This window comes from Brevibacillus sp. AG162 (genome assembly GCF_006715575.1).
In the GTDB taxonomy this organism is placed as follows: Bacteria; Bacillota; Bacilli; order Brevibacillales; family Brevibacillaceae; genus Brevibacillus; species Brevibacillus brevis.
Genome location: NZ_VFNO01000003.1, coordinates 513,423 through 533,406, shown reverse-complemented (window position 1 = coordinate 533,406; position 19,984 = coordinate 513,423). Strand labels below are relative to the sequence as shown.

Here is a 19,984-nt window from a genome sequence, read left to right as displayed (position 1 = left end):
CATGTCCATACGTCTACGGTGATAGAAAAAACCCTCCACAAAGGGAGGGTCAGCTACGCGCGAATTCTCATCAGAGCGCGCTCTTCTTCTTTTATCCGCGGACAGGTATAGCAATACTTTTGCTCCCCCGTCTTATAGTACAAACAGCATTGATTCTTAATGCGCACTTTCGCTTGGGGATCACGCATATCCTCGATCCAGCGCACATTCACGCGAAATGGATTTTTTTGCAATCCAAAGCTCTCGCCTTCCAGCTGATTACAGAGAACATCGTAATCAGCCTTCACTTGTTGCTTGATACGATCCTGTTCTACCAACGCCACAAAAGCATCCGTATGGTAATTGAACTTGGTCGGGAACTGTCCCCAGAGCATCGCTTCTGGATTTCCCGTTACCTTTGCAAGAGTCGTGAGCAACGGGTGCAGGAAGTCTTGAAAATACGCACGATAGCATTCCTTCAGCCAGATTGCACGCTCTGCTTCGCTGGTAGGTGCTTCTACGATCTCATACGCCGGGATCACAAAGACGAATTGCGGATAATCATCCTCGTAAAACAGTCCAATCGTCATATTATCCAGCGTCATGGTAAGTGCTCGGTTCCAGACAGAGATCATGTACTGAAGACCGAGAGAAGGGCTCGTGAGCCAACTGCTGATGTAAGTACCAGCAGCAGTCAGCTCATGTGCCTTGATTAGCGGAGCATAGATTTGTACGAGCTCATTCATATGTGTCGAGTCTACCAAATCTCTTGCCTTCATGGAAAATAAGGCATTGGGTCTAGGTTTTGAAGAAATATCAAACCGTTGTGCGATAAAATCGTCATTCCATTCTTGCATCACGATCTCCCTCTCTATTCCTTATCAAGAAAAAACGCTGTTCGACTGGTCGAGGTACGTGCCGAACTGTGCTTGATACAGTCTGCTATAGATGCCTTCACGAGCCAAGAGCTGATCATGACTTCCCTGCTCCGTGATGCCTTGTTCCGTCACAACGATGATTCGATCTGCATTTTTAATAGTAGCCAATCTGTGGGCGATCACCAATGTCGTACGACCTTTGGACAATTCCTGCAAGGACTGCTGGATCGCCGCCTCCGTTTCGGTATCGAGTGCAGAGGTAGCTTCATCCAAAATCAGGATCGGCGGGTTTTTCAAGAACATGCGCGCAATCGCCAGTCTTTGTTTTTGACCACCGGACAATTTGACTCCGCGTTCACCGATGATCGTCTCCAGACCAGCAGGCTGAGAACGGATAAACTCTTCTAGTTTAGCCAGACGCGCTGCCTCCCAGATCTCTTCCTCTGAAGCGTTGAGTTTTCCATACGCGATGTTTTCGCGAATCGTCCCTGAAAAGAGGAACACATCTTGCTGAACGATCCCGATTTGGCTGCGCAATGACGATAGCGTGATTTGGCGGATATCCATTCCATCAATGGAGATGCTGCCCCCGTCGATTTCATAAAATCTCGGCAAGAGACTGCACAATGTGGTTTTTCCTGCTCCAGATGGGCCTACAAACGCAATGGTCTCGCCCGCCCGGATGTTCAAATCAATGTTTTGCAAAACAGAAGACTCTTGGTCGTAGCTAAACGAAACATTCTTGTACGAGATATCGCCCTTCAACGACTCTACCTGGATCGCATCTGGAGCATCCGCAATATCCGGTGCTGTGTCCATGATTTCGATGTAGCGCTTGAAGCCGGCGATCCCTTTTGGATAGCTCTCAATAATCGCATTAATTTTCTCCAACGGACGGAAAAATACATTCGTTAACAGCAAGAAAGCGACAAATTCACCGTAGGTCAATGCACCTTGAATAACAAACCAGCTGCCGCAAATCAGGACAAACAAATTGACTAAACGCATCAGCACGTAACTGACGGAAATATTTTGAGCCATGATTTTGTAGGACAATAGCTTCGTGATCCGGAAACGCTGGTTGTTCTCTGCGAATCTTTTGTTTTCAAATTGCTCGTTGGCAAAAGCTTGTACGACACGCATTCCACCTACGTTGTCCTCAACACGTGCGTTGAAATCGGCCATGTCGCCGTACAGACGGTGGAACGCTCCCGTCATTTTACGGTTGAAGTAAACAACAAAGAATATCAAGAGCGGAATCACCAAAAACGTAAGCAGCGCCATTTCTTCATTAATATTGAACATCAAAAGAAACGCACCGATCAGCGTCATCACCGCGATAAACAAATCTTCCGGACCGTGGTGAGCGACCTCCCCGATCTCCATCAAGTCATTCGTTAGGCGAGATAGCAGATGCCCCGTCTTGGTATTATCGAAAAAGCGGAAAGAGAGCTTTTGAATATGGTCGTACAGCTTCTTGCGCATATCCGTCTCGATATTAATCCCGAGCATATGTCCCCAGTACGTGACGACATAGTTCATTCCGGCGTTAAGACCATACAGAGCCAAAAGTCCAATGCACGCCCACACGATCATGTTCCAATCCTTGCTTGGAAGTAATTGATCGACAACCATGTTCACTGCAAGCGGAAATCCCAACTCCAACAAGGCAACGAATACTGCACACGTGAAGTCGAGGATAAATAATCCACGATAAGGCCGATAGTAAGAAAAAAATCTGCGAAGCATGGAAGCAGCAACTCCTCTCTCTCAAGAACAACATAAATCAACTCTTTGATTTTGAAAATCATTTTCATTATATATGGATTTGACTTTGATATCGATGTTTTATTGGAATTTTTTTCTTCGCGGAGCACATTGGCATAAAAAAAACGATTCGAACCTCTTGATCCATCAAGGAATGGGAGGCTCAAATCGGAATTTCACTCAGCGTACATCTTGATAAGCAGGTACCCCACCCGCTCCTTTGGCAGAGAGGATCGCATTGACGACCGCTTCCGCCAGCACTTCTACACTCAGCGTCCCGACGAGATTGACCGAAGCATCCACGCCCCCTGTGGCGATGGCAAAAATCGTATCTCCATCACTCATCGTATGAACCGGATGAATGGTTTTGGCGAGTCCATTATGCGCCATTTGCGCGACTTTATTCGCTTGTACTTTATTCAAATTGGCGTTGCTCGCAACCACTGCGATGGTAGTGTTCGTCCCTGCCGGAACCGGGGGAGTTGCCGCATCAATCATCCAGGACAGGCTATCGCGGATATGCCATCCTCTCCCCTTGCTCCTGCCAAAATTTCTCCGGTGGAGGGTAACCGCACTTCTCCGACGGCATTCACCGCTACGATTGCACCTACGACGAGACCATTTGGCAGACGGCGAGAGGCTGTTCCAAGCCCCCCTAAATCTTTGATGCTGAGATTGTGTGCTGTAAATAGATCAACATCTTTTACACAATTCATCAAATTTTGAACCCATTCTTTACAGTTGCTTATACTAGGTACATCTTGTGCTCATTAACGCATGTACATTTTGGTTACATTGTTCTCAGTACTTTCGAAAGATGTATTCATAGATTACAACAGATCGCTTTGTTTCAAATGGTTTTATGATATTTTTTTATTTATTTTTTTGCATCACTCCCTAACCGGATTCTTTGAATATTCTTCAATTCTCTGCATGTCACCATTGGAAGTTATTTTAACATTGATTAGATATGATTCTTGGGCTTTTGTGTTTCTCACTTTTGTCATATATGTCCCATGTGAGAAATTGTAAGTAGGCTCATCTGTCCTTAAGCTCTCAATTGGTAAATTATACTTCTCACTTACATACTCTGTTGCATAGTTAATAGCCAATGCCTTGTCTCCAGATGTTCCATAAAATATAGTGTAAAGGTTCCAAACTAAAATAATACTTAGTACACTAACTACACCCCAAATCATCTTTTTTTTAATGGTAACTACCCTCCATCTATATGGAATGATAAGGAGCAGAAACGCCTGCTCCTTATTTAAATGACTCATGAAACTTCTAAAGATACCATAGTAATAATTGGCTTGTTTGTTGTGTAGTCAATGTACAATTCTTTCGACCAATCCCAAGTCCCATCCGTATATCCAATTCCATTGTCTTGAATATAGAGATATTTATCGGTTCCATCTTCTAGATACCCAACACCAACAGTCCAATGGTAGTCGTAGGCGTACTCAGCATCTGGTTCGAAAAATGTGAAGTACTGATCAAATTTTACTGCAAGTGGGCGACTTCTACCAATTTCATACTTGTAAGTAGAAAAACTATTAAACGAGTCTGTTGACACAGTATGAGTGTGACCTCGGTTTATGTAACTTTTTAACCCACTACGCACATTTGAAACTGACATGCCATATGACTTTCCGCCATGATACTTGTAAATAGCATTTATCATCTCAGTTCTGGTGAAATAGTCTAAACCATCTATTGTGTCAAATCCTTTTTTGCTACGCCAGTACTCAGCTATTGCAGCAATTGTTGCAGGCCCACATGAGCTTGCTGGGTTATTTACTCCATCTTCCCATTGAGTGAACCTTGTTACGTTAAGATATTCTTCGTCTACTCTTAAGGTGCTTACATCACTAGCTTCTTCTGTCGTGTAACTTTCCCAAATAGACTTTGCCTCTCTGTTCTTCTGGATCGTAAATTCAATGTCTTTTTCCTTCTTCTGTAGTCCTTTGTTGATTTTTTTAACCAACCTACTGCCATCATTAGATTTTAGGATTGAAGTGTTTCCCAAAAAGTAATACTTTTCATCATCTTCTAATTCTTGCAGTTTAATCTTTCCTTTTCCAGCAGCAAACACTGGAGAGTAATCAGTGTTTGCTGAAACAATAAAGAAATAACTTTCTGCATTTTCTAATTCATAATAATATCCGATATGCTCATCGTTGGTGTCATAAAGTTCAACAACATCTTGCTTGTCCTCAAGACTAACATCAAATTTGAATTTCTTGATGTAATCTTTGACTATCTCATCTGCAACTTTTTCTGAAACGTATGTATCATCTTCATTAGCATTTGCCCCAGATGAAAAAAATAGTAGAGAAACTACAAAAAGCAACCAAGAAAATCTTTTAACCATTACCAGCACTCCCTTTTTTTACTATATTATATAATATTCAGAATATTCGTCAATATTTGCTAGTACGCTGTTGTATATTATAGAAAAGTGTCGGGAGATACATTGTTTGTATTTACAATAAAATCCTGAATTCATTTTATGCATTTTAAACGTCTATACCCTATTAACGTTTTACTATACTGATCACATTAATTATTTTTGGCTAATTTACTCGAATACAAAGAAGGAATTCCTCCTTATACTGAATATCCTACTGAGCATGAAAATTGCCCTAATTAATCCCTTGTTCTCTGAACCTCTGTAATAGTATTGTATTTCGGGGAGAGCCGTTCTTTGACGAGCTTCCTTCTTCTCCAGTTGTCTCCATTCCAATAGCAGTTCCAGGCGTCAGGAGAGAAGCAGGTACGGCTGCAGCCAATTCTAGCAATGCTGTTTTTTGGAGGAATTTTCGTCTGGTTACGGACGGTTTCACGAGCATTTCTTCGTCGTATCCACCCTTCCATAAAAAATTACAGACTTATTATCCTCATAACTTGTTTCACTGACCCGCTCAATTCCCCTCTGCACTTTTGGTCGGAAAGTCTATATTTTTGCATTTTACCGTTTCCTAAAAAAAAAGATGGCGAAGAGGACTCATTTTTACTATAATGAAAAACTGTGAAAAACGGCCCCGACTTTTCTGAAAGGGGAAAGTCACTATACTGAAAACAGAAATGAGGAACATCTTTGAACCTTCAACAACTAAAAATGGAATGGTTTTCTAACGTACGTGCTGACATGTTGGCAGGGATTACGGTTGCTCTAGCCCTGATTCCGGAAGCCATCGCTTTTTCTATTATTGCCGGTGTCGATCCAATGGTTGGCTTGTACGCTTCCTTTTGCATAGCAGTCACCATTGCGTTTGTCGGAGGAAGACCGGGTATGATTTCCGCAGCTACGGGAGCTATGGCGTTATTAATGATTACCCTGGTCAAGGAGCATGGTATCGAGTATTTATTCGCGGCGACTGTTCTGACCGGTATTTTGCAAATAGTACTGGGGGCCTGTAAAATCGGCAGGCTGATGACCTTTGTCCCGCATACCGTCGTGCTTGGCTTCGTCAATGCGTTGGCTATTCTCATCTTTATGGCTCAGCTTCCCCATTTCATTGGGGCATCCTGGGTTATGTACGTCATGCTGGCTGGAACGCTCGCCATCATTTATTTGTTGCCGCGTCTCACCAAAGCAGTCCCTTCTGCTCTCGTAGCCATCATCGTCATGACTGTCATTTCCATTTTGGCAGGTCTTGATTTGCGGACCGTTGGAGACATGGGAGAAATCACACGTCAATTGCCAATGTTCCACATTCCTAGTGTCCCGTTGAACTGGGAAACACTCATGATCATACTGCCTTACTCCTTTCCACTTGCATTGGTCGGGATTCTGGAATCATTGATGACTGCTGCCATTCTTGATGAGATGACAGATACACGAAGTAACAAAAACACGGAAGTAAAAGGCCAAGGGATCGCCAATATCATCACCGGATTCTTTGGCGGAATGGCTGGTTGTGCCATGATCGGACAGTCCGTTATCAATGTAAAATCAGGTGGGCGTGGCCGTCTGTCCACCTTGGTTGCAGGGATTTTTCTCTTGTTCTTGATCCTTGTCCTTGGAGACGTCGTCAAACAAATCCCGATGGCTGCCCTCGTCGGTGTCATGGTCATGGTATCGATCGGGACGTTTAACTGGCAGTCCATACGGGATTTGCGGAAAATTCCTTTTGGGGATGCCATTGTCATGATTACAACGGTGATCGTCGTCGTCGCTACGCATGATTTGGCAAAAGGGGTCATTTCTGGTGTGATTCTGAGTGCCGTCATTTTTGGCTGGAGGATGGCCCGCTTGCATGCCACCTCCTACGAGAGCGATACGGGCGAAAAAGTGTACGCCGTCTCGGGTCAGCTGTTCTTTGGTACTATGACACACTTCGTCGACCAGTTTTCCTTCCAGGATGATCCCGAGCAGATTATCATTGACTTTTCTCGTTCCCACGTTTGGGATCTGTCGGCTGTAACGGCTATCTCGAAAGTCATAGAGAAATACAGGCAGCTGGACAAATTCGTTGTCATCACTGGACTTAATGATGAAAGCAAGCGATTGATTGATCGTGTGGGCATTAGCACGCCTGCCGGACATTAACCTGCTGTTTACATGGAAATCCCCGAACGGATACAAGAGCCCCCTCTCTTGTCGTGAGGGGATTTTCTTTTGTCCGAATGAAGTCAAGGTTTCCTCTTATTTCATTTTTGCAATAGTCCGATCATATTTCCGAATTGGTCAGCAGTAAATTGCAGTGCTAGAATGATCAATAACAATATTCCTGCTTTTTAACTGCAAAGGTTGTGACAGAAAGATGGAATTTTCATGGAAACGTAATTTGATTGTGTTATGGATTGGGGTATTTTTCTGTAGCACCGCCTACTCCATCTCCATCCCTTTCCTGCCCATCTTCCTCCATACTTCACTGGGGGTCAATGAGCATCTGGAAGCCTGGTCCGGCATTTCGTTTGGCATCACATTTTTAGCAAGTGCACTCATCTCGCCATATTGGGGTTCTCTTGCGGACAAATATGGACGAAAGCCTATGTTGATTCGCTCTGGATTTAGCCTCGCTTTGCTGTACTTTTTGACTTATTTGATTACGGACCCTTATTTGTTTCTTGTGTTACGGATCTTCCAGGGCTTGCTTGCCGGCTACGTACCTGCCGCCATTGCGCTGGTAGCGACGAATACACCAGAAAAAAACGTCGGGTACGCACTCGGGATAATGGCGACTTCGGGTGCAACAGGAGGAATCATTGGTCCGTTGGTTGGCGGTGTCGTCAGTCATGTATGGGGAAACGCGGAAGCTTTCATTTTTTCAGGATTTGTCGTGCTCGTAGCCGCGCTGATCGCTACTTTCTTCGTGAAGGAAACGAACTTGAACCGCTCCGGCAGCCGCTCGAGTGTACGGGAAGATTTGCGCGCTGCGCTGGCAAACCGCCCGTTGATGTCCATACTGGGTATGAGCCTGATGGTCACGATTTCCGTTATGCTTCTTGAACCTTTATTAACCGTGTATGTCATGCAATTGGGCGCTTCGCAGCAAGATGCTTCCCTCAGCTCCGGCATCATTTTTGCGGCAGTAGGAATCGCGACGGTCATTGCTGCGCCACAATGGGGAAAACTCGGGTCAAAGGTCGGCTATTCCAAAATCTTGTTCATCGGCTTAATGGGTGGAGCGATCGGAAATTTACTGCAATTTTTCTTCACCAATCTGTATGGATTTGGCATTTTGCGATTCGCGTACGGACTGTTTTTTGCCGCTGTCTATCCGTCGATTAACGCCATGATTGTAAAGGTCACAGAACCAGAATTTCGTGGCAGAGCATTTAGCTTGAACCAATCCTCGACGCAGCTCGCGACCATGATGGGGCCGATCATTGGCGGCGTTCTCGGAGGACTCATCCCGATTCGCTTCGTATTTATCATCAATGGAATCGCGCTGTTGATTACGGCCATCTTGATTCGATCCAAACAATCACAATTGGCCGGACAGCCGTTGAAGCAGCAGACAACCGAGCGTCAGCTAGCGACGAAGTAACGAGAGTAGCACGATCACAAATGAAAACTCCCTCTCCAGCGTACAGGTGATAACCTGGCGATGACAGAAGGGAGTTTTTTCACGTTATCCCGCCTTTTCTTCCACGATCGTATTCGCTACAATAGTAGGTACTAAGAGGGTGAACAGAAGATTCTGACAACCAAAAAGTCAAATTACATACGCCATGGAACGACCCGCTTTGTCCGATTTGACGAGACCACTCATGTTGTTTAGGGAAGGGGGAGCACGTTCATGTCGGAGAAAACAGTGATTTTGCTTATTCTAATCATTATTGGGCTGATCTGTGTCAATCTGTTTGTCTCCAACGGTTTCATTCGACTCCTTGCCATCGTAGGAATCTTAGGGATTACCTTTGTTCTGCAGGGGGCCGTGATTCGAAAGAGGTGAAGCGGGGTGTACCAGCGAAGGCGATTTACACCGTCACGCTGGCTTTTTCATGAAAACAGCAGCGGGTTCGGTTGAAAATTCAAGTCCTAGCCCGCCGCTGTTACATTCTCGCAGCTTGCTCGTGCTCTGTCTCCCCCTCATGAATAGGCGAGCACAATCTTACCACGCACTCTACCCGTTTGGCTGGAGAGATGCGCATCTCGAACACCTTCAATGGTCAATGGATATATCTCTGTCAAGAAAGGCTTTACGTGTTTGGCTTCCACTAGCTCACGGATATGATTCATGTTTGCCCCATCTGGACGCGTAAACACAAAAGTAACATCCAGCTCTCGTTCCTTCTCAGCCGCTTCAGCGAACGAAGGTTTCTTAGCATCGCGCTCGCTGATAATGGTTGCCACTCTTCCTTGTCGCTTCATAAATGGTAAAGCTTCACCGTATGCTTCTCCACCCAGCGTGTCCAGCATGAATGCAAATTCTGTAGAGGTTTGAAGTGGTCCCCGATCATACACGATGACTTCATCTGCTCCCAGCTCACGGACATAATCGCTGTTTTTGGAGCTGGTTGTCGTCGCCACGTAGGCACCTAGCGCTTTTGCTAGCTGGATCGCCATGGAACCGATCCCGCCGCTTCCCCCCAACACCAGGACTTTTTCTCCGGCTTGCACCTTCCCTACCTCCACCAATGCCTGCCAAACCGTTAGTCCGACCAATGGAAGTGAAGCCGCTTCGGCGTATGATAAACCACGTGGCATCGGGGCTACGATAGACGCCGGAACGACAATTTCATCTGCGTATGTCCCTTCCCTTTCCAGTTCCGGACGAAAGAAGACATCATCCCCGATTCGAAAATCCTGCACATTCGTACCGACAGCTGTTACCGTGCCCGCCGCATCCCACCCTAAAATAAGTGGCAGTTCAAAAGGAAAATCTGCTTGCAACAGTCCTTCCCGCACCTTCCAATCCACGGGATTTACCCCACTCGCTTTGATCGAAATGAGCAAATCGTCCGGCCCGATCGGCTTTGTTGGCCATTCAATTTCTGTTACCTGTTGAATGCCGCCGTATTGCTTGATGCCAATTCCTCTCATCGAACTTCCCCTTTTCACTCGACAATTTTTCGTAATTCGGTTTCGATGTGCCTTTCTCCCCATTCACACATGACATCGAGGACCTTCGACAGGGTCTTTCCGTACTCAGTTAAATCATACTCGACGCGTGGGGGAACCTGCTGATAAACATGGCGGGTGATAATATTGTCCGCTTCCAATTCTCGCAGTTGCTGCGTTAACATTTTTTGCGTAATGGCAGGCATTGCGCGTTTCAATTCGCTTGTCCGCTTCGTCCCTTTTGCCAACAAGCAGAGGATCACTACTTTCCATTTCCCTCCAATGACTTCCAATGTTGCCTCTACAGGGATATTGTATTTTCCCATGTCCTCCCCTCCTCATATGAAGGTGTATTCAAAACCGCTCCGGCGTATCGATATGGGCCGGGAAATAAGGCAATACTTCTTGTCCAAGCTCATCGATGACCTCATCAATGGGACGCTGGCTAGGGAATAGGGCGAAGAATAAATGATTGACGCCGACCTCTTGATAAATGGCCAGCAGTTCTAAAAGCATTTTTCTTCCGACTCGGTACCCTAATCGAATCGGCGTGACCGACTCATCCGGATTTTCCGCTAGGTCCAAGTGAAGGGGCTGAATAAATGGCTTGAACACACCTGGATGGTATTTCTGGACAAGCTCTCTCCATTCTTGGATGGCATGTGCCTGGTTGAATGGATCACGCGGGTAATAAATCCAGCCATCTCCGTTTTGCGCAAACCAGTCCATCGTTTGTTGGCTGTACCCCGTGATAAAGGTAGGAATGGGCGCAGTCGATTTTGGCACCAGATTCGCTCCATCAATCATGCCGTATGGAGAGTTGATTTTCGGGAAATGCTCTGCCATGACCTTCTGCAAGTATTCGTAGCCATCCCGAAACAACTCCGCACGCTGTTCATGTGGCACATTCAATCCAAGAAAATCAGCCCGTCTGTCCCCGGAAGAAATCCCCATCATCAAACGTTGGGGAAACAAATTTTCGATGGTCGCTGTCTCTTTTGCCACTCGTAGCGGATGCCGCAGTGGAAGCACGATACTCGAGGTACCGAAAGCGATTTTTTTCGTTTGCGCAGCCAAATAGGTTAAATAGATCATCATGTCATAAATTTGCCCGGTGGCAGGGTCACCAAAAGCAGGGTCCTGCAAAATCACATCGCGCAGCCAGATTCCGGTAAAGCCATAGTCTTCTGCCGCTTGGACGAGTTCAACCTGGCGCTCCATTGTCGGTGCATCCCATTCGTATGCCTCTAGCGGAATGTGAAATCCTAACGTCATCTTATCTTCTTGGAACATTCGCTGAAAACCGTAATGACCGTCAAATTTGCTCATAGATGTTCTCTCCTCACGTAACGTATATCGAAATCAACGGCGGACACATGCTTTGATCCGTATCCGCCGTCTTCGTACGATTAACGACGAGTTTTTTCCAGCTTGCTGCTGATTGCCGTGAGTAATGCTGCACCTAGCACCATCACTCCGCCGACCCATGGTGTATGAATCAGTCCGATGGTATCGACGATGATTCCTCCCACGAAGGCTCCAATCGCAATGCCGAGATTGAATGCCGCAATGTTAATGGCAGATGCTACATCAACAGCACTTGGCACGTATTTTTCAGCCAGCTGAACGACATATACCTGTAAGCCCGGTACGTTCATAAAAGCCAAGAGGCCCATCAGGATAATCGTGAGGGTTCCCACCCATTTGAACGGAGCGGTAAATGTTAAAATGATCAGGATGATCGCCTGAATGATGAACATCCAGCGCAGTGCTTTTATCGGATTCTTGTCAGCTGCTTTTCCTCCTACCGTATTTCCAATGGCTACCGCAATCCCATAGACGAGAAGAATCAGACTGACGGCACTTGCCTGATAACCTGTGATTTCTTCGAGAATCGGACCCAAGAACGTAAAGGTTACGAAGGTACCGCCGTAGCCTAGTGCCGTAATCCCAAAGACAAGCAACAGTGGTAAGTTTGTAATTATTTTCACTTGGTCTTTAATGGAAGCAGGCTTGGATTTTTTTAAATGACTTGGCACCAGAATCGCTGTCGAAATAAGTGCAATCACTCCAAGAATGGCAACTCCCCAAAAAGTCGCTCTCCATCCAAACATTTGTCCAATAAACGTTCCCAAAGGTACGCCTGTAACGGTTGCAACAGTCAGACCTGTAAACATCGTTGCAATCGCGCTGGCACGCTTGTTTTCTGGCACCAGATCGGCTGCAATCGTAGAACCGATGGAGAAAAATACCCCATGAGAAAACGCGGTAAAGAAACGGGCAATGATTAAAAGCGTAAAACTACTCGACAGGGCTGCCGCACTGTTTCCGACAACAAAGACAATCATCAAAAGCATGAGCAGCATTTTCCGTGGAATTCGACTTGTGAGTGCTGTAATAATCGGTGCTCCAATAGCTACCCCTAATGCATATCCAGAAATAAGAAGTCCTGCTAAGGTTATGGTTACTTTCAAATCCTGTGCGACCGTCGATAACAAACCAACGATGACAAATTCAGTAGTCCCGATACCAAATGCGCTGATTGCGAGAGCAAGTAAAGCAAGAGTGGAGTTTTTCGTACCAGTTGCTTGCTGCTTCACATTAGATGTAATCGTGCTCATCTGAGTTGTATCCTCCCTTAATTTTTCTTGCCATTCACAAAGCAGGGCCCTTACTTATCATGATTGGCGAATATGTTGGATCTGAATGCTATTATGTCTCATGCCTAACTTGATAGGAAGTACGTACTTTCAAGTATCATAGGCACTAAAAAGTACCTTATAGCCATAATCAAGCAACAAAAAAGCCGGGAAGACTGTCTTCCCGACTCATAACTTATCTCTCTTGCAGTGCTATTTTTAATCCCAATAAGATATAAACAGAACCTACGATCTTGCCACTCCAGCGGCCCAGCCAGGAAATTCGCTTCACCAGATGCCCCAATGGTCTGATGCTGATCGCAATCATCGCGGTGTAAAAGAACCCCAATATGGCGAAAATCAGTCCCAGGACAAGGAATTGAAAAATGGCTCCTCCACGCTCCGGATGCACGAATTGCGGCAGAAACGCCAGAAAGAACAACGCCGTCTTCGGATTCAGTACTTCTGCTAGGATGGCTTGCCCATACGATTGCAACGGTGGCAACGGTGTTACTTTTGGCAGCTCTGGGTCAACCGGTTTTTCAAGCATCGCCCGAACCCCTAAATAGACCAAGTAAGCCGCTCCTGCATATTTTACGAGATTGAATGCCCATGCAGATGTCATCAATATCGCGGATAAACCGACCGCAGCAAAAGTCGTATGAATGAAGTCGCCGGTGGCAATGCCTAGCGCTGCCATGATCCCTGCTTTACGCCCCCCCTGTACGGTACGCGTCGCGGTTAACAGGACAGCGGGTCCCGGAATTAAAAAGAGGCCGATCACAACAGCCAAAAATGCCCCCATGGTAGTCCAATCAAACATGTGCTCTCCCTCTTTGTATCGAATATTCAAATTCTCTTCTTATCATAAACGATGTACAGCCAGAACGATACGGTAAGGCTTACTTTTCGCCTTCATGAGCTTGTGGCGGAAACAAAATCGTGATGGTCGTTCCCTTGCTCGCGAGCGATCTCCCCGATAAAAACGCTCAAAGACGTACGGGAGGTCCTTTTGATCGATGCCTGTGCCGCTGTCCTTCACCTGCAAACGGACCATTGTACTCGGTTTGTCTACCGTGACTACGACTACTCCTCCCGCTGGCGTATGCTTGCAGGCATTCGTCAACAAATTGGCCACGATTTGCGCCAGTCTCTGCCTGTCCCCTTTGATCCAGACAGCTCATCGACTCGGTGACTTCTTTGACAACCTCATGCAGTTCCACTTCTTCACTACGAGTCGGCCGTATTAGCGACATCACGCTTTTATCAGAAGTAAATGTAGACATCATTACGGGAAACAGCTCCATGGCGGCCGTATACAGTATTTTGCATATGCTCAGCATGGGGCTTCTGATAAGGAACCGAGAAACGATGCAAACGCGGCAGGAGCGTATGGAACAGATCTACAGTAGTTTTGAAGAAACATATTGTCGAATACTAACAATTGAATCTCCTCTTACTGGAGGTTTTATAATCGGGACCAAGGGGGCTGATGCGTTGGATTCACTTGCAAAATATTTTTTAAAGCGCTTGCCAAATCGGCGCTTTAAACGTAAAGGAGGTCAGATATCTTTCAAAATTATGTCGTCATGTAGATTTTTTAAACAATACAGAACAAGGGAGCTGTAACATGGTAAAGAAGAAGAAACAGAGATTTCATGGCTTTATTTTAGGATTACTACTTATGATATGTACGTCGTTGGTGGTTGCATGCAGCACACAATCAACCACACCTGAACCAAATCAACAGCCAGAGGCTGACAAACCAAAGACAGGCGGAACCATCACTGTGGCTTACGCAAGTGAAGCAGATACCTTAGATGTTCACAAGTCAGTTGGCAACGATATGGGTGTTACTTGGAATATGGGTGGATCGCTGGTCTACAAGGACCCTGTTACAAAAGAATTCAAACCTAATCTTGCAAGTGAATTCAAGATTTCAGAGGATGGAAAAACGTACACCTTTACCATTCGTTCTGATGTTACGTTTCACGATGGAACACCTCTGACTGCCAAGAGTTTTAAGGATACCTTTGAACGCATTAAGAATCCGAAAACAAAAGCAAAACTGGCGGGAATAGTTATGATGCCGGTGAAGAGCGTCAGTGCCCCTGATGATAAAACCCTCATCCTTGAATTACATGAACCCAATTTGTCGATTCTTGAAGATTTAGGCACTGGTGTAACTCAACCGCTATCCATGAAGGCCATTGAAAAATACGGTGAGGAATATGGACGAAATCCTGTGGGAATGGGTCCATGGAAGTTTGAGAGCTGGAAGGCTGGCGAGGGGGTTACATTGGTTCGCAATGAAGCCTTTAAGTGGGCCCTGCCGCTCGATGAAAATCAAGGACCGCCAAGAGCTGATAAACTGGTGATCAAAACAATTCCAGAAAAAAGTGTTATGTTGGCCGCTTTGGAAAACGGCACCATCGATGTTGCATTCGATGTACCTGCAAAAGATATCAAGAAGTATCGAAATAACCCAAAATATCAGGTTCTGGAACTCTTACGGGCTGGGATACCTCTTAGTTTATATATGAACTTGACAAAACCAGAGTTCCAGGATATCCAAGTCCGAAAAGCATTCCATATGCTGGTTAATAAACAAGCGATGGTCCAAGCGGTTTTGATGGGTGAAGGAGAAGTTGCCCAATCGTTTTTATCCCCTTCAACATTGGGGTATGATAAGTCATTGGAAAAATACGGGTACCAATACAATGTGGAAGAAGCAAAGAAGCTCCTTGACGCTGCTGGATGGAAGGTAAACGGAGAAGGCCAGAGAGAAAAGGATGGAAAAGTATTTACCCTTTCCTTTTTGAGTTCGGCTAGGTTTGAGATGCAAGCTCAGTTGTTGCAAGCTATGCTGGGCGAGGTGGGTATCAAAGCTACCATTCAAAATTTAGAGGAGTCAGCGTTTAGTGATGGACAAATGAAAGGAAATTTTGATGTGACGATGGTTACTTATAGTTACGATGACCCTGATGCTTTATACCAAAGTTTCCACTCTAGCCAAATTGGTGCTGGTTTTAACATAAGTGGTCTAAAAGATGGCAAGCTGGATGCCTTATTAACAAAAGGACGCGCAACCGCTGAAACGGAAGCCAGAAAACAGGTATATGTAGATGCCCAAAAGCATCTCCTTGAGCAAGCATATGTTGTTCCCATCTATTATGACAAGCTCTTTGTCGTAGTAAGCTCGCGAGTAAAAGGCGTGAAATGGACGTCTTATTCTCCCAATTTCCAAGATAGCTGGGTAGAAAAATAAATGGAGTCTTTACGTCTACGTCAAGAACCTAATCGATACGCTACAGGAATAGCATCTTTTTTAGAATGACTTGGAAGATTGCAACCGAGACAGGATTAAAATATTGCATCAGACGAGGGGGAATGATCGATGAATTTTCAACATGTGATTGATAAGGTGCCAGACTACAAGGTTTTTCTAACAGTAGATGAAATGGATGAAAGCACCAGAAAGCTGGCCGAAGAGTTTCCTGATGCTGTAACCGTATTTGAGGCGGGAAAGTCCCGCGATGGACACCCCATTCAATGTATCAAAATCGGAGACGGGCCCAAAAATGCGTTATGTTTTGCCTGCCCGCATCCTAACGAGCCGATTGGCGCGATGACAATGGAATATCTCTCCCGCGCATTGGCAGAGGACAAGGCTCTGCGCGACGAGCTGGGCTTCACGTGGTACATCATTAAATGTGCTGACCCTGATGGTACGCGACTAAATGAAAATTGGTTTAAAGGGCCATACAATATTTTTAACTACATTAGAAATTACTATAGACCTGTCGGCTATGAGCAGGTGGAATGGACTTTTCCGTTTGAATATAAAGGATATCGCTTTGACAAACCATTGCCTGAAACGCAAGTGCTCATGAAAATCATAGACGAGACTAGACCTGAGTTTATGTATTCTCTACACAATGGGGGGTTATGCGGTGCTTATTGGTATATTTCGCACTATTTTCCAGAATTATACGAGGGATTTCACAATTCAGCAAGGAAGGAAGACGTGCCTTTAGATCTAGGAGAACCAGAGTCGCCATTTGCGACAGAGTTTGCTCCGGCCATCTTCAGTTTAAACGGGCAAGACGAATACTATGATTATATGGAGAAACATACTGGAAAACCCCCGACACTTGATGTGGGGGCAGACAGCCACACATACGCCTCTTCGAAAGCGGATTGTATAACATTAATCACCGAGCTGCCATATTTTTTCGATCCACGAATAGAGGATCAGAGTGATTCAGATATCTCCCGCAGAGAGGCACTTCTGACCGAAGCAGATCAAAGTGAGGCTTTTTTTGAAAGGCTGGAGGGACTTGTGGGTGGCATACAGTCCTATATTTCGAAGGATAACCCGTTTTTCAAGTTGATGGACCCCTCTTCCCCGGCACGCAAAGAAAGGAACGAAGCACAGAGAAAATGGGCAATGAGCGATCCTGAATTTGAAAAGCCGGCAAAGGGTTCTCAAGTTTTCAGCAGTTTCGTGGTATCGAAGTTTTATCGAGGATTGAGCTTAGGACTAACGGTCCGCACTTGCGAATTTGAGCTAGAGCGGCTAGCAAAGGAAGGCTCAAACGACCAAGAGGCAATTACAAAACTGAAAGCAGTGCTGGAAGAAGGGCTTCGCCAATTGCAACAGTATACGGATGAGCTGGAACGAGAACTGAACTATACAGTTATTCCCATTCAGAAATTGGTACGTATTCAGTTGGAATGCGGCTTACTAGTCTCCAATCACATCAGCAAGAATCGGTAGTCTTGCTGATTAATAGCAAATAGGAGGGGGCACTCCCCTCCTATTTGCTATTAAAGGTTGCTTAATTCGCCAGCACTTCTATAACGATAACCATCACAATAACAAACACGAAAGGTGGCACCATGAGAACCTTGCCCTGTCAGGAACGAAAGGACGATCACACCAATCAGAATGATCGAAGGGAAGGCTTTAGTTGAAGCAATCAAAACCTGGACTAGCGAAACTTGCTGCCAATACGTATAGAACAGCTTTATGGACAGGAAAGTACTTTCAAGCAACTCAAATGAGCATCAATGTTCCCTCTTTGTATCGAGTATTCAATTCTCTACCTATCATAAACGATGTACAGACAGAACGATACGGTATAGGCTTACTTTTCGCCTTCATGAGCTTGTGGCGGAAACAAAATCGTGATGGTCGTTCCCTCTCCCACTCTGCTATCCAACGAGATGATTCCCTTGTGTGCCTCCACGATCCCTTTCACAATCGTCAACCCCAATCCTGCTCCACCGCGTTCCCTTGCTCGCGAGCGATCTCCCCGATAAAAACGCTCAAAGACGTACGGGAGGTCCTTTTGATCGATGCCTGTGCCGCTGTCCTTCACCTGCAAACGGACCATTGTACTCGGTTTGTCTACCGTGACTACGACTTCTCCTCCCGCTGGCGTATGCTTGCAGGCATTCGTCAACAAATTGGCCACGATTTGCGCCAGTCTCTGCCTGTCCCCTTTGATCCAGACAGCGTGATCTCCTTTGAAATGAAAATTCACCTGCGCACGGGCAAACGTAGCGCTCATCGACTCGGTGACTTCTTTGACAACCTCACGCAGTTCCACCTCTTCACTGCGCATTTGCAAGGAGCCCGACTCCACCTGGATCACCTGATCTAAATCGCGGACGAGACGGCTCAAACGCAGTACCTCAGACCTTGTGTTTTCGAGATTTTTGGGAGTTGCTTCCCAAATGCCGTCGATCATTCCCTCTACCTGCGCCAGCAAGGTGTTCAGTGGTGTTCGCAATTCATGGGCAATATCGGAGGTCAGTCGCTTGCGCAGCTCCTCCTGGTGCTCAAGACTTTGGACCAGGTTGTTAAAAGCAGCGACCAATGAAGTAACTTCATCCTTCCCACGAGGCTCCGGTACGCGTATGGACAGATTGCCCCGCGCGACTCGTTGCGCTGCTGTGCTCACCTGGACGACTGGGCGAACCATGGTTCGGGCAAGCGGAATGCTAATGATCATGACCAGAATGAGCAGCACAGCCATCGTCCACAACGTCGTGTTTTTATGCGCCCATTGGAAATGACTTTCCAAAGTCATATATGCACTCCGGTCATCGTGACGAATCACCAGTTGCCCGATCATGACACCCTTACTGACAAGGGGAATCTTGTCGACACTGTAATTGCTCGTATGGATTGACCGCTTGCCCCACTCTTTTTTCACTTGTCGCTGTTGATCGAGGAGTGTGATATGCAATCCCAAGACCTCGGAAACCGCTTCAAGCTTATGATAGGCTTCCGCTCCCCAGCCTTGATGGTCCTGATACGCCTGAAGTGCAACACGCGATATTTCTTGGTTATGCTGATTTCTCACTTCATTGGCATACATGGAAAAATGAACATCCATTTCCTTTACGGACAACAAAGAGGAAAAAAGAACAGCGCAAGCGCCGACTGTCATGATCACAAGGGCGAGCTTTACCCATATATGCTTCATCTTGGCCTCACTTCTTCATGGGATCGTCAAAGCGATAGCCCAATCCATACACTGTCTTGATATATTCCGGGTGCTTCGGGTCTGCCTCTATCTTTTGGCGAAGATTTTTGATATGCGTATCAATGGTTCGGTCGTATCCTTCGAAATCAAAGCCCATGACCTCACGCACGAGCTCCTCCCTGCCCCACGTTCTCCCCGGATAACGGACAAGTGTTGTAAGCAAGCGGTATTCATTTGGCGTAACCTCCAAAACCACTCCATTTTTCGTGACTCTCTTCTCATTCATCGATATGGTCAAGTCTCCCACTTCGATAAAATCGGAGAGTGTTGAATAATCGCCTGCACGACGCATGACGGCTCGAACACGTGCTACGAGTTCTCTCGGGCTAAAAGGCTTGATCAAATAGTCATCCGCGCCGATCGTAAGCCCGCGAATCCGATCCGCCTCTCCACTTTTCGCCGTTAGCATCAAGATCGGGACACGCGACTCTTTGCGAATTTGGACGCAGACTTCTTCCCCGCTCAGATCGGGAAGCATCAGATCCAAAATGATACAGGTCAATGAAATCGTCGTGGCCATTTCCACTGCTTCCTTGCCTGTTTGGGCGGTCAGAACATGATAGCCTTCCTTTTGCAGATAGGAGGACAATATTTCTAAGATTTGCGGCTCATCATCGACTAGCAAAATGGTAGACATGTGAATCCTCC

18 protein-coding genes and 1 pseudogene are annotated in these 19,984 nt (G+C 45.9%); 6 read left to right on the top strand and 13 right to left on the bottom strand.

Features of this window, described 5'->3' with window-relative positions; translation table 11 throughout:
• Nucleotides 1-53 precede the first annotated feature (53 nt).
• From FB479_RS12575 to FB479_RS12555, 5 genes and pseudogenes are all read right to left on the bottom strand, one after another.
• Entirely contained in the window at nt 54-836 is a 783-nt protein-coding gene (locus FB479_RS12575; protein ID WP_142065687.1) for a Fe-S oxidoreductase, read from the bottom strand.
• 24 nt (nt 837-860) lie between these two features.
• On the bottom strand, nt 861-2,606 hold the full coding sequence (locus FB479_RS12570; RefSeq protein ID WP_142065382.1) for an ABC transporter ATP-binding protein: 1,746 nt from the start codon (nt 2,604-2,606) through the stop codon (nt 861-863).
• Between the two features lie 198 nt (nt 2,607-2,804).
• Nucleotides 2,805-3,280, bottom strand: a pseudogene (locus tag FB479_RS12565) (P1 family peptidase); the annotation flags it as partial.
• A gap of 234 nt (nt 3,281-3,514) precedes the next feature.
• Nucleotides 3,515-3,904, bottom strand: coding sequence for a YfjL-like protein (locus tag FB479_RS12560; protein ID WP_106655032.1), 390 nt, complete (start codon nt 3,902-3,904; stop codon nt 3,515-3,517).
• On the bottom strand, nt 3,901-4,998 hold the full coding sequence (locus tag FB479_RS12555) for a C39 family peptidase (protein ID WP_142065380.1): 1,098 nt from the start codon (nt 4,996-4,998) through the stop codon (nt 3,901-3,903). The genes FB479_RS12560 and FB479_RS12555 overlap by 4 nt, the downstream gene beginning before the upstream one ends.
• A 726-nt stretch (nt 4,999-5,724) precedes the next feature.
• On the opposite strand from FB479_RS12555, the gene FB479_RS12545 reads away from it, so the two are divergent.
• From FB479_RS12545 to FB479_RS30495, 3 genes are all read left to right on the top strand, one after another.
• On the top strand, nt 5,725-7,179 hold the full coding sequence (locus FB479_RS12545; RefSeq protein WP_255438369.1) for a SulP family inorganic anion transporter: 1,455 nt from the start codon (nt 5,725-5,727) through the stop codon (nt 7,177-7,179).
• Between the two features lie 214 nt (nt 7,180-7,393).
• Nucleotides 7,394-8,623 (top strand): MFS transporter, encoded by a 1,230-nt coding sequence (locus FB479_RS12540; protein WP_142065378.1) that lies wholly within the window; start codon nt 7,394-7,396, stop codon nt 8,621-8,623.
• 252 nt (nt 8,624-8,875) lie between these two features.
• Nucleotides 8,876-9,031 (top strand): hypothetical protein, encoded by a 156-nt coding sequence (locus FB479_RS30495; protein ID WP_185746356.1) that lies wholly within the window; start codon nt 8,876-8,878, stop codon nt 9,029-9,031.
• Nucleotides 9,032-9,168: 137 nt separating this feature from the next.
• Here the strand turns inward: FB479_RS30495 and FB479_RS12535 are convergent, their stop codons facing one another.
• From FB479_RS12535 to FB479_RS12510, 6 genes are all read right to left on the bottom strand, one after another.
• A complete protein-coding gene (locus tag FB479_RS12535) occupies nt 9,169-10,122 on the bottom strand; it encodes an NADP-dependent oxidoreductase (protein ID WP_142065376.1) in 954 nt (317 codons plus the stop codon).
• Nucleotides 10,123-10,136: 14 nt separating this feature from the next.
• Nucleotides 10,137-10,466, bottom strand: coding sequence for a winged helix-turn-helix transcriptional regulator (locus FB479_RS12530; RefSeq protein WP_142065374.1), 330 nt, complete (start codon nt 10,464-10,466; stop codon nt 10,137-10,139).
• A gap of 28 nt (nt 10,467-10,494) precedes the next feature.
• Nucleotides 10,495-11,469, bottom strand: a complete 975-nt coding sequence (locus FB479_RS12525; protein ID WP_142065372.1) for an LLM class oxidoreductase — start codon at nt 11,467-11,469, stop codon at nt 10,495-10,497.
• Nucleotides 11,470-11,549: 80 nt separating this feature from the next.
• Nucleotides 11,550-12,761, bottom strand: coding sequence for an MFS transporter (locus FB479_RS12520; RefSeq protein WP_106655022.1), 1,212 nt, complete (start codon nt 12,759-12,761; stop codon nt 11,550-11,552).
• Between the two features lie 214 nt (nt 12,762-12,975).
• The gene (locus tag FB479_RS12515; protein ID WP_142065370.1) at nt 12,976-13,602 is read right to left on the bottom strand and encodes a LysE family translocator; all 627 of its coding nucleotides are present in this window, start codon (nt 13,600-13,602) and stop codon (nt 12,976-12,978) included.
• A gap of 42 nt (nt 13,603-13,644) precedes the next feature.
• The gene (locus FB479_RS12510) at nt 13,645-13,905 is read right to left on the bottom strand and encodes an ATP-binding protein (RefSeq protein ID WP_255438390.1); all 261 of its coding nucleotides are present in this window, start codon (nt 13,903-13,905) and stop codon (nt 13,645-13,647) included.
• Here FB479_RS12510 and FB479_RS30915 point away from each other — a divergent pair.
• From FB479_RS30915 to FB479_RS12500, 3 genes are all read left to right on the top strand, one after another.
• Nucleotides 13,799-14,029 carry a hypothetical protein gene (locus FB479_RS30915; RefSeq protein WP_255438397.1) on the top strand — a complete coding sequence of 77 codons (231 nt, stop codon included), beginning with the start codon at nt 13,799-13,801 and terminating at the stop codon, nt 14,027-14,029. The two genes, FB479_RS12510 and FB479_RS30915, sit on opposite strands and share 107 nt — an antisense overlap.
• Before the next feature lie 380 nt (nt 14,030-14,409).
• On the top strand, nt 14,410-16,047 hold the full coding sequence (locus FB479_RS12505) for an ABC transporter substrate-binding protein (RefSeq protein WP_142065368.1): 1,638 nt from the start codon (nt 14,410-14,412) through the stop codon (nt 16,045-16,047).
• A 129-nt stretch (nt 16,048-16,176) separates the two neighbouring features.
• Nucleotides 16,177-17,559: a M14 family zinc carboxypeptidase gene (locus tag FB479_RS12500; protein ID WP_142065366.1), complete on the top strand. Its 1,383-nt coding sequence runs from the start codon at nt 16,177-16,179 to the stop codon at nt 17,557-17,559.
• 370 nt (nt 17,560-17,929) lie between these two features.
• Here the strand turns inward: FB479_RS12500 and FB479_RS12495 are convergent, their stop codons facing one another.
• A complete protein-coding gene (locus FB479_RS12495; protein ID WP_142065363.1) occupies nt 17,930-19,276 on the bottom strand; it encodes a sensor histidine kinase in 1,347 nt (448 codons plus the stop codon).
• Nucleotides 19,277-19,283: 7 nt separating this feature from the next.
• Complete coding sequence (locus FB479_RS12490; RefSeq protein WP_106655017.1) at nt 19,284-19,973, bottom strand: response regulator transcription factor; 690 nt, start codon at nt 19,971-19,973, stop codon at nt 19,284-19,286.
• Between the last annotated feature and the right edge of the window lie 11 nt (nt 19,974-19,984).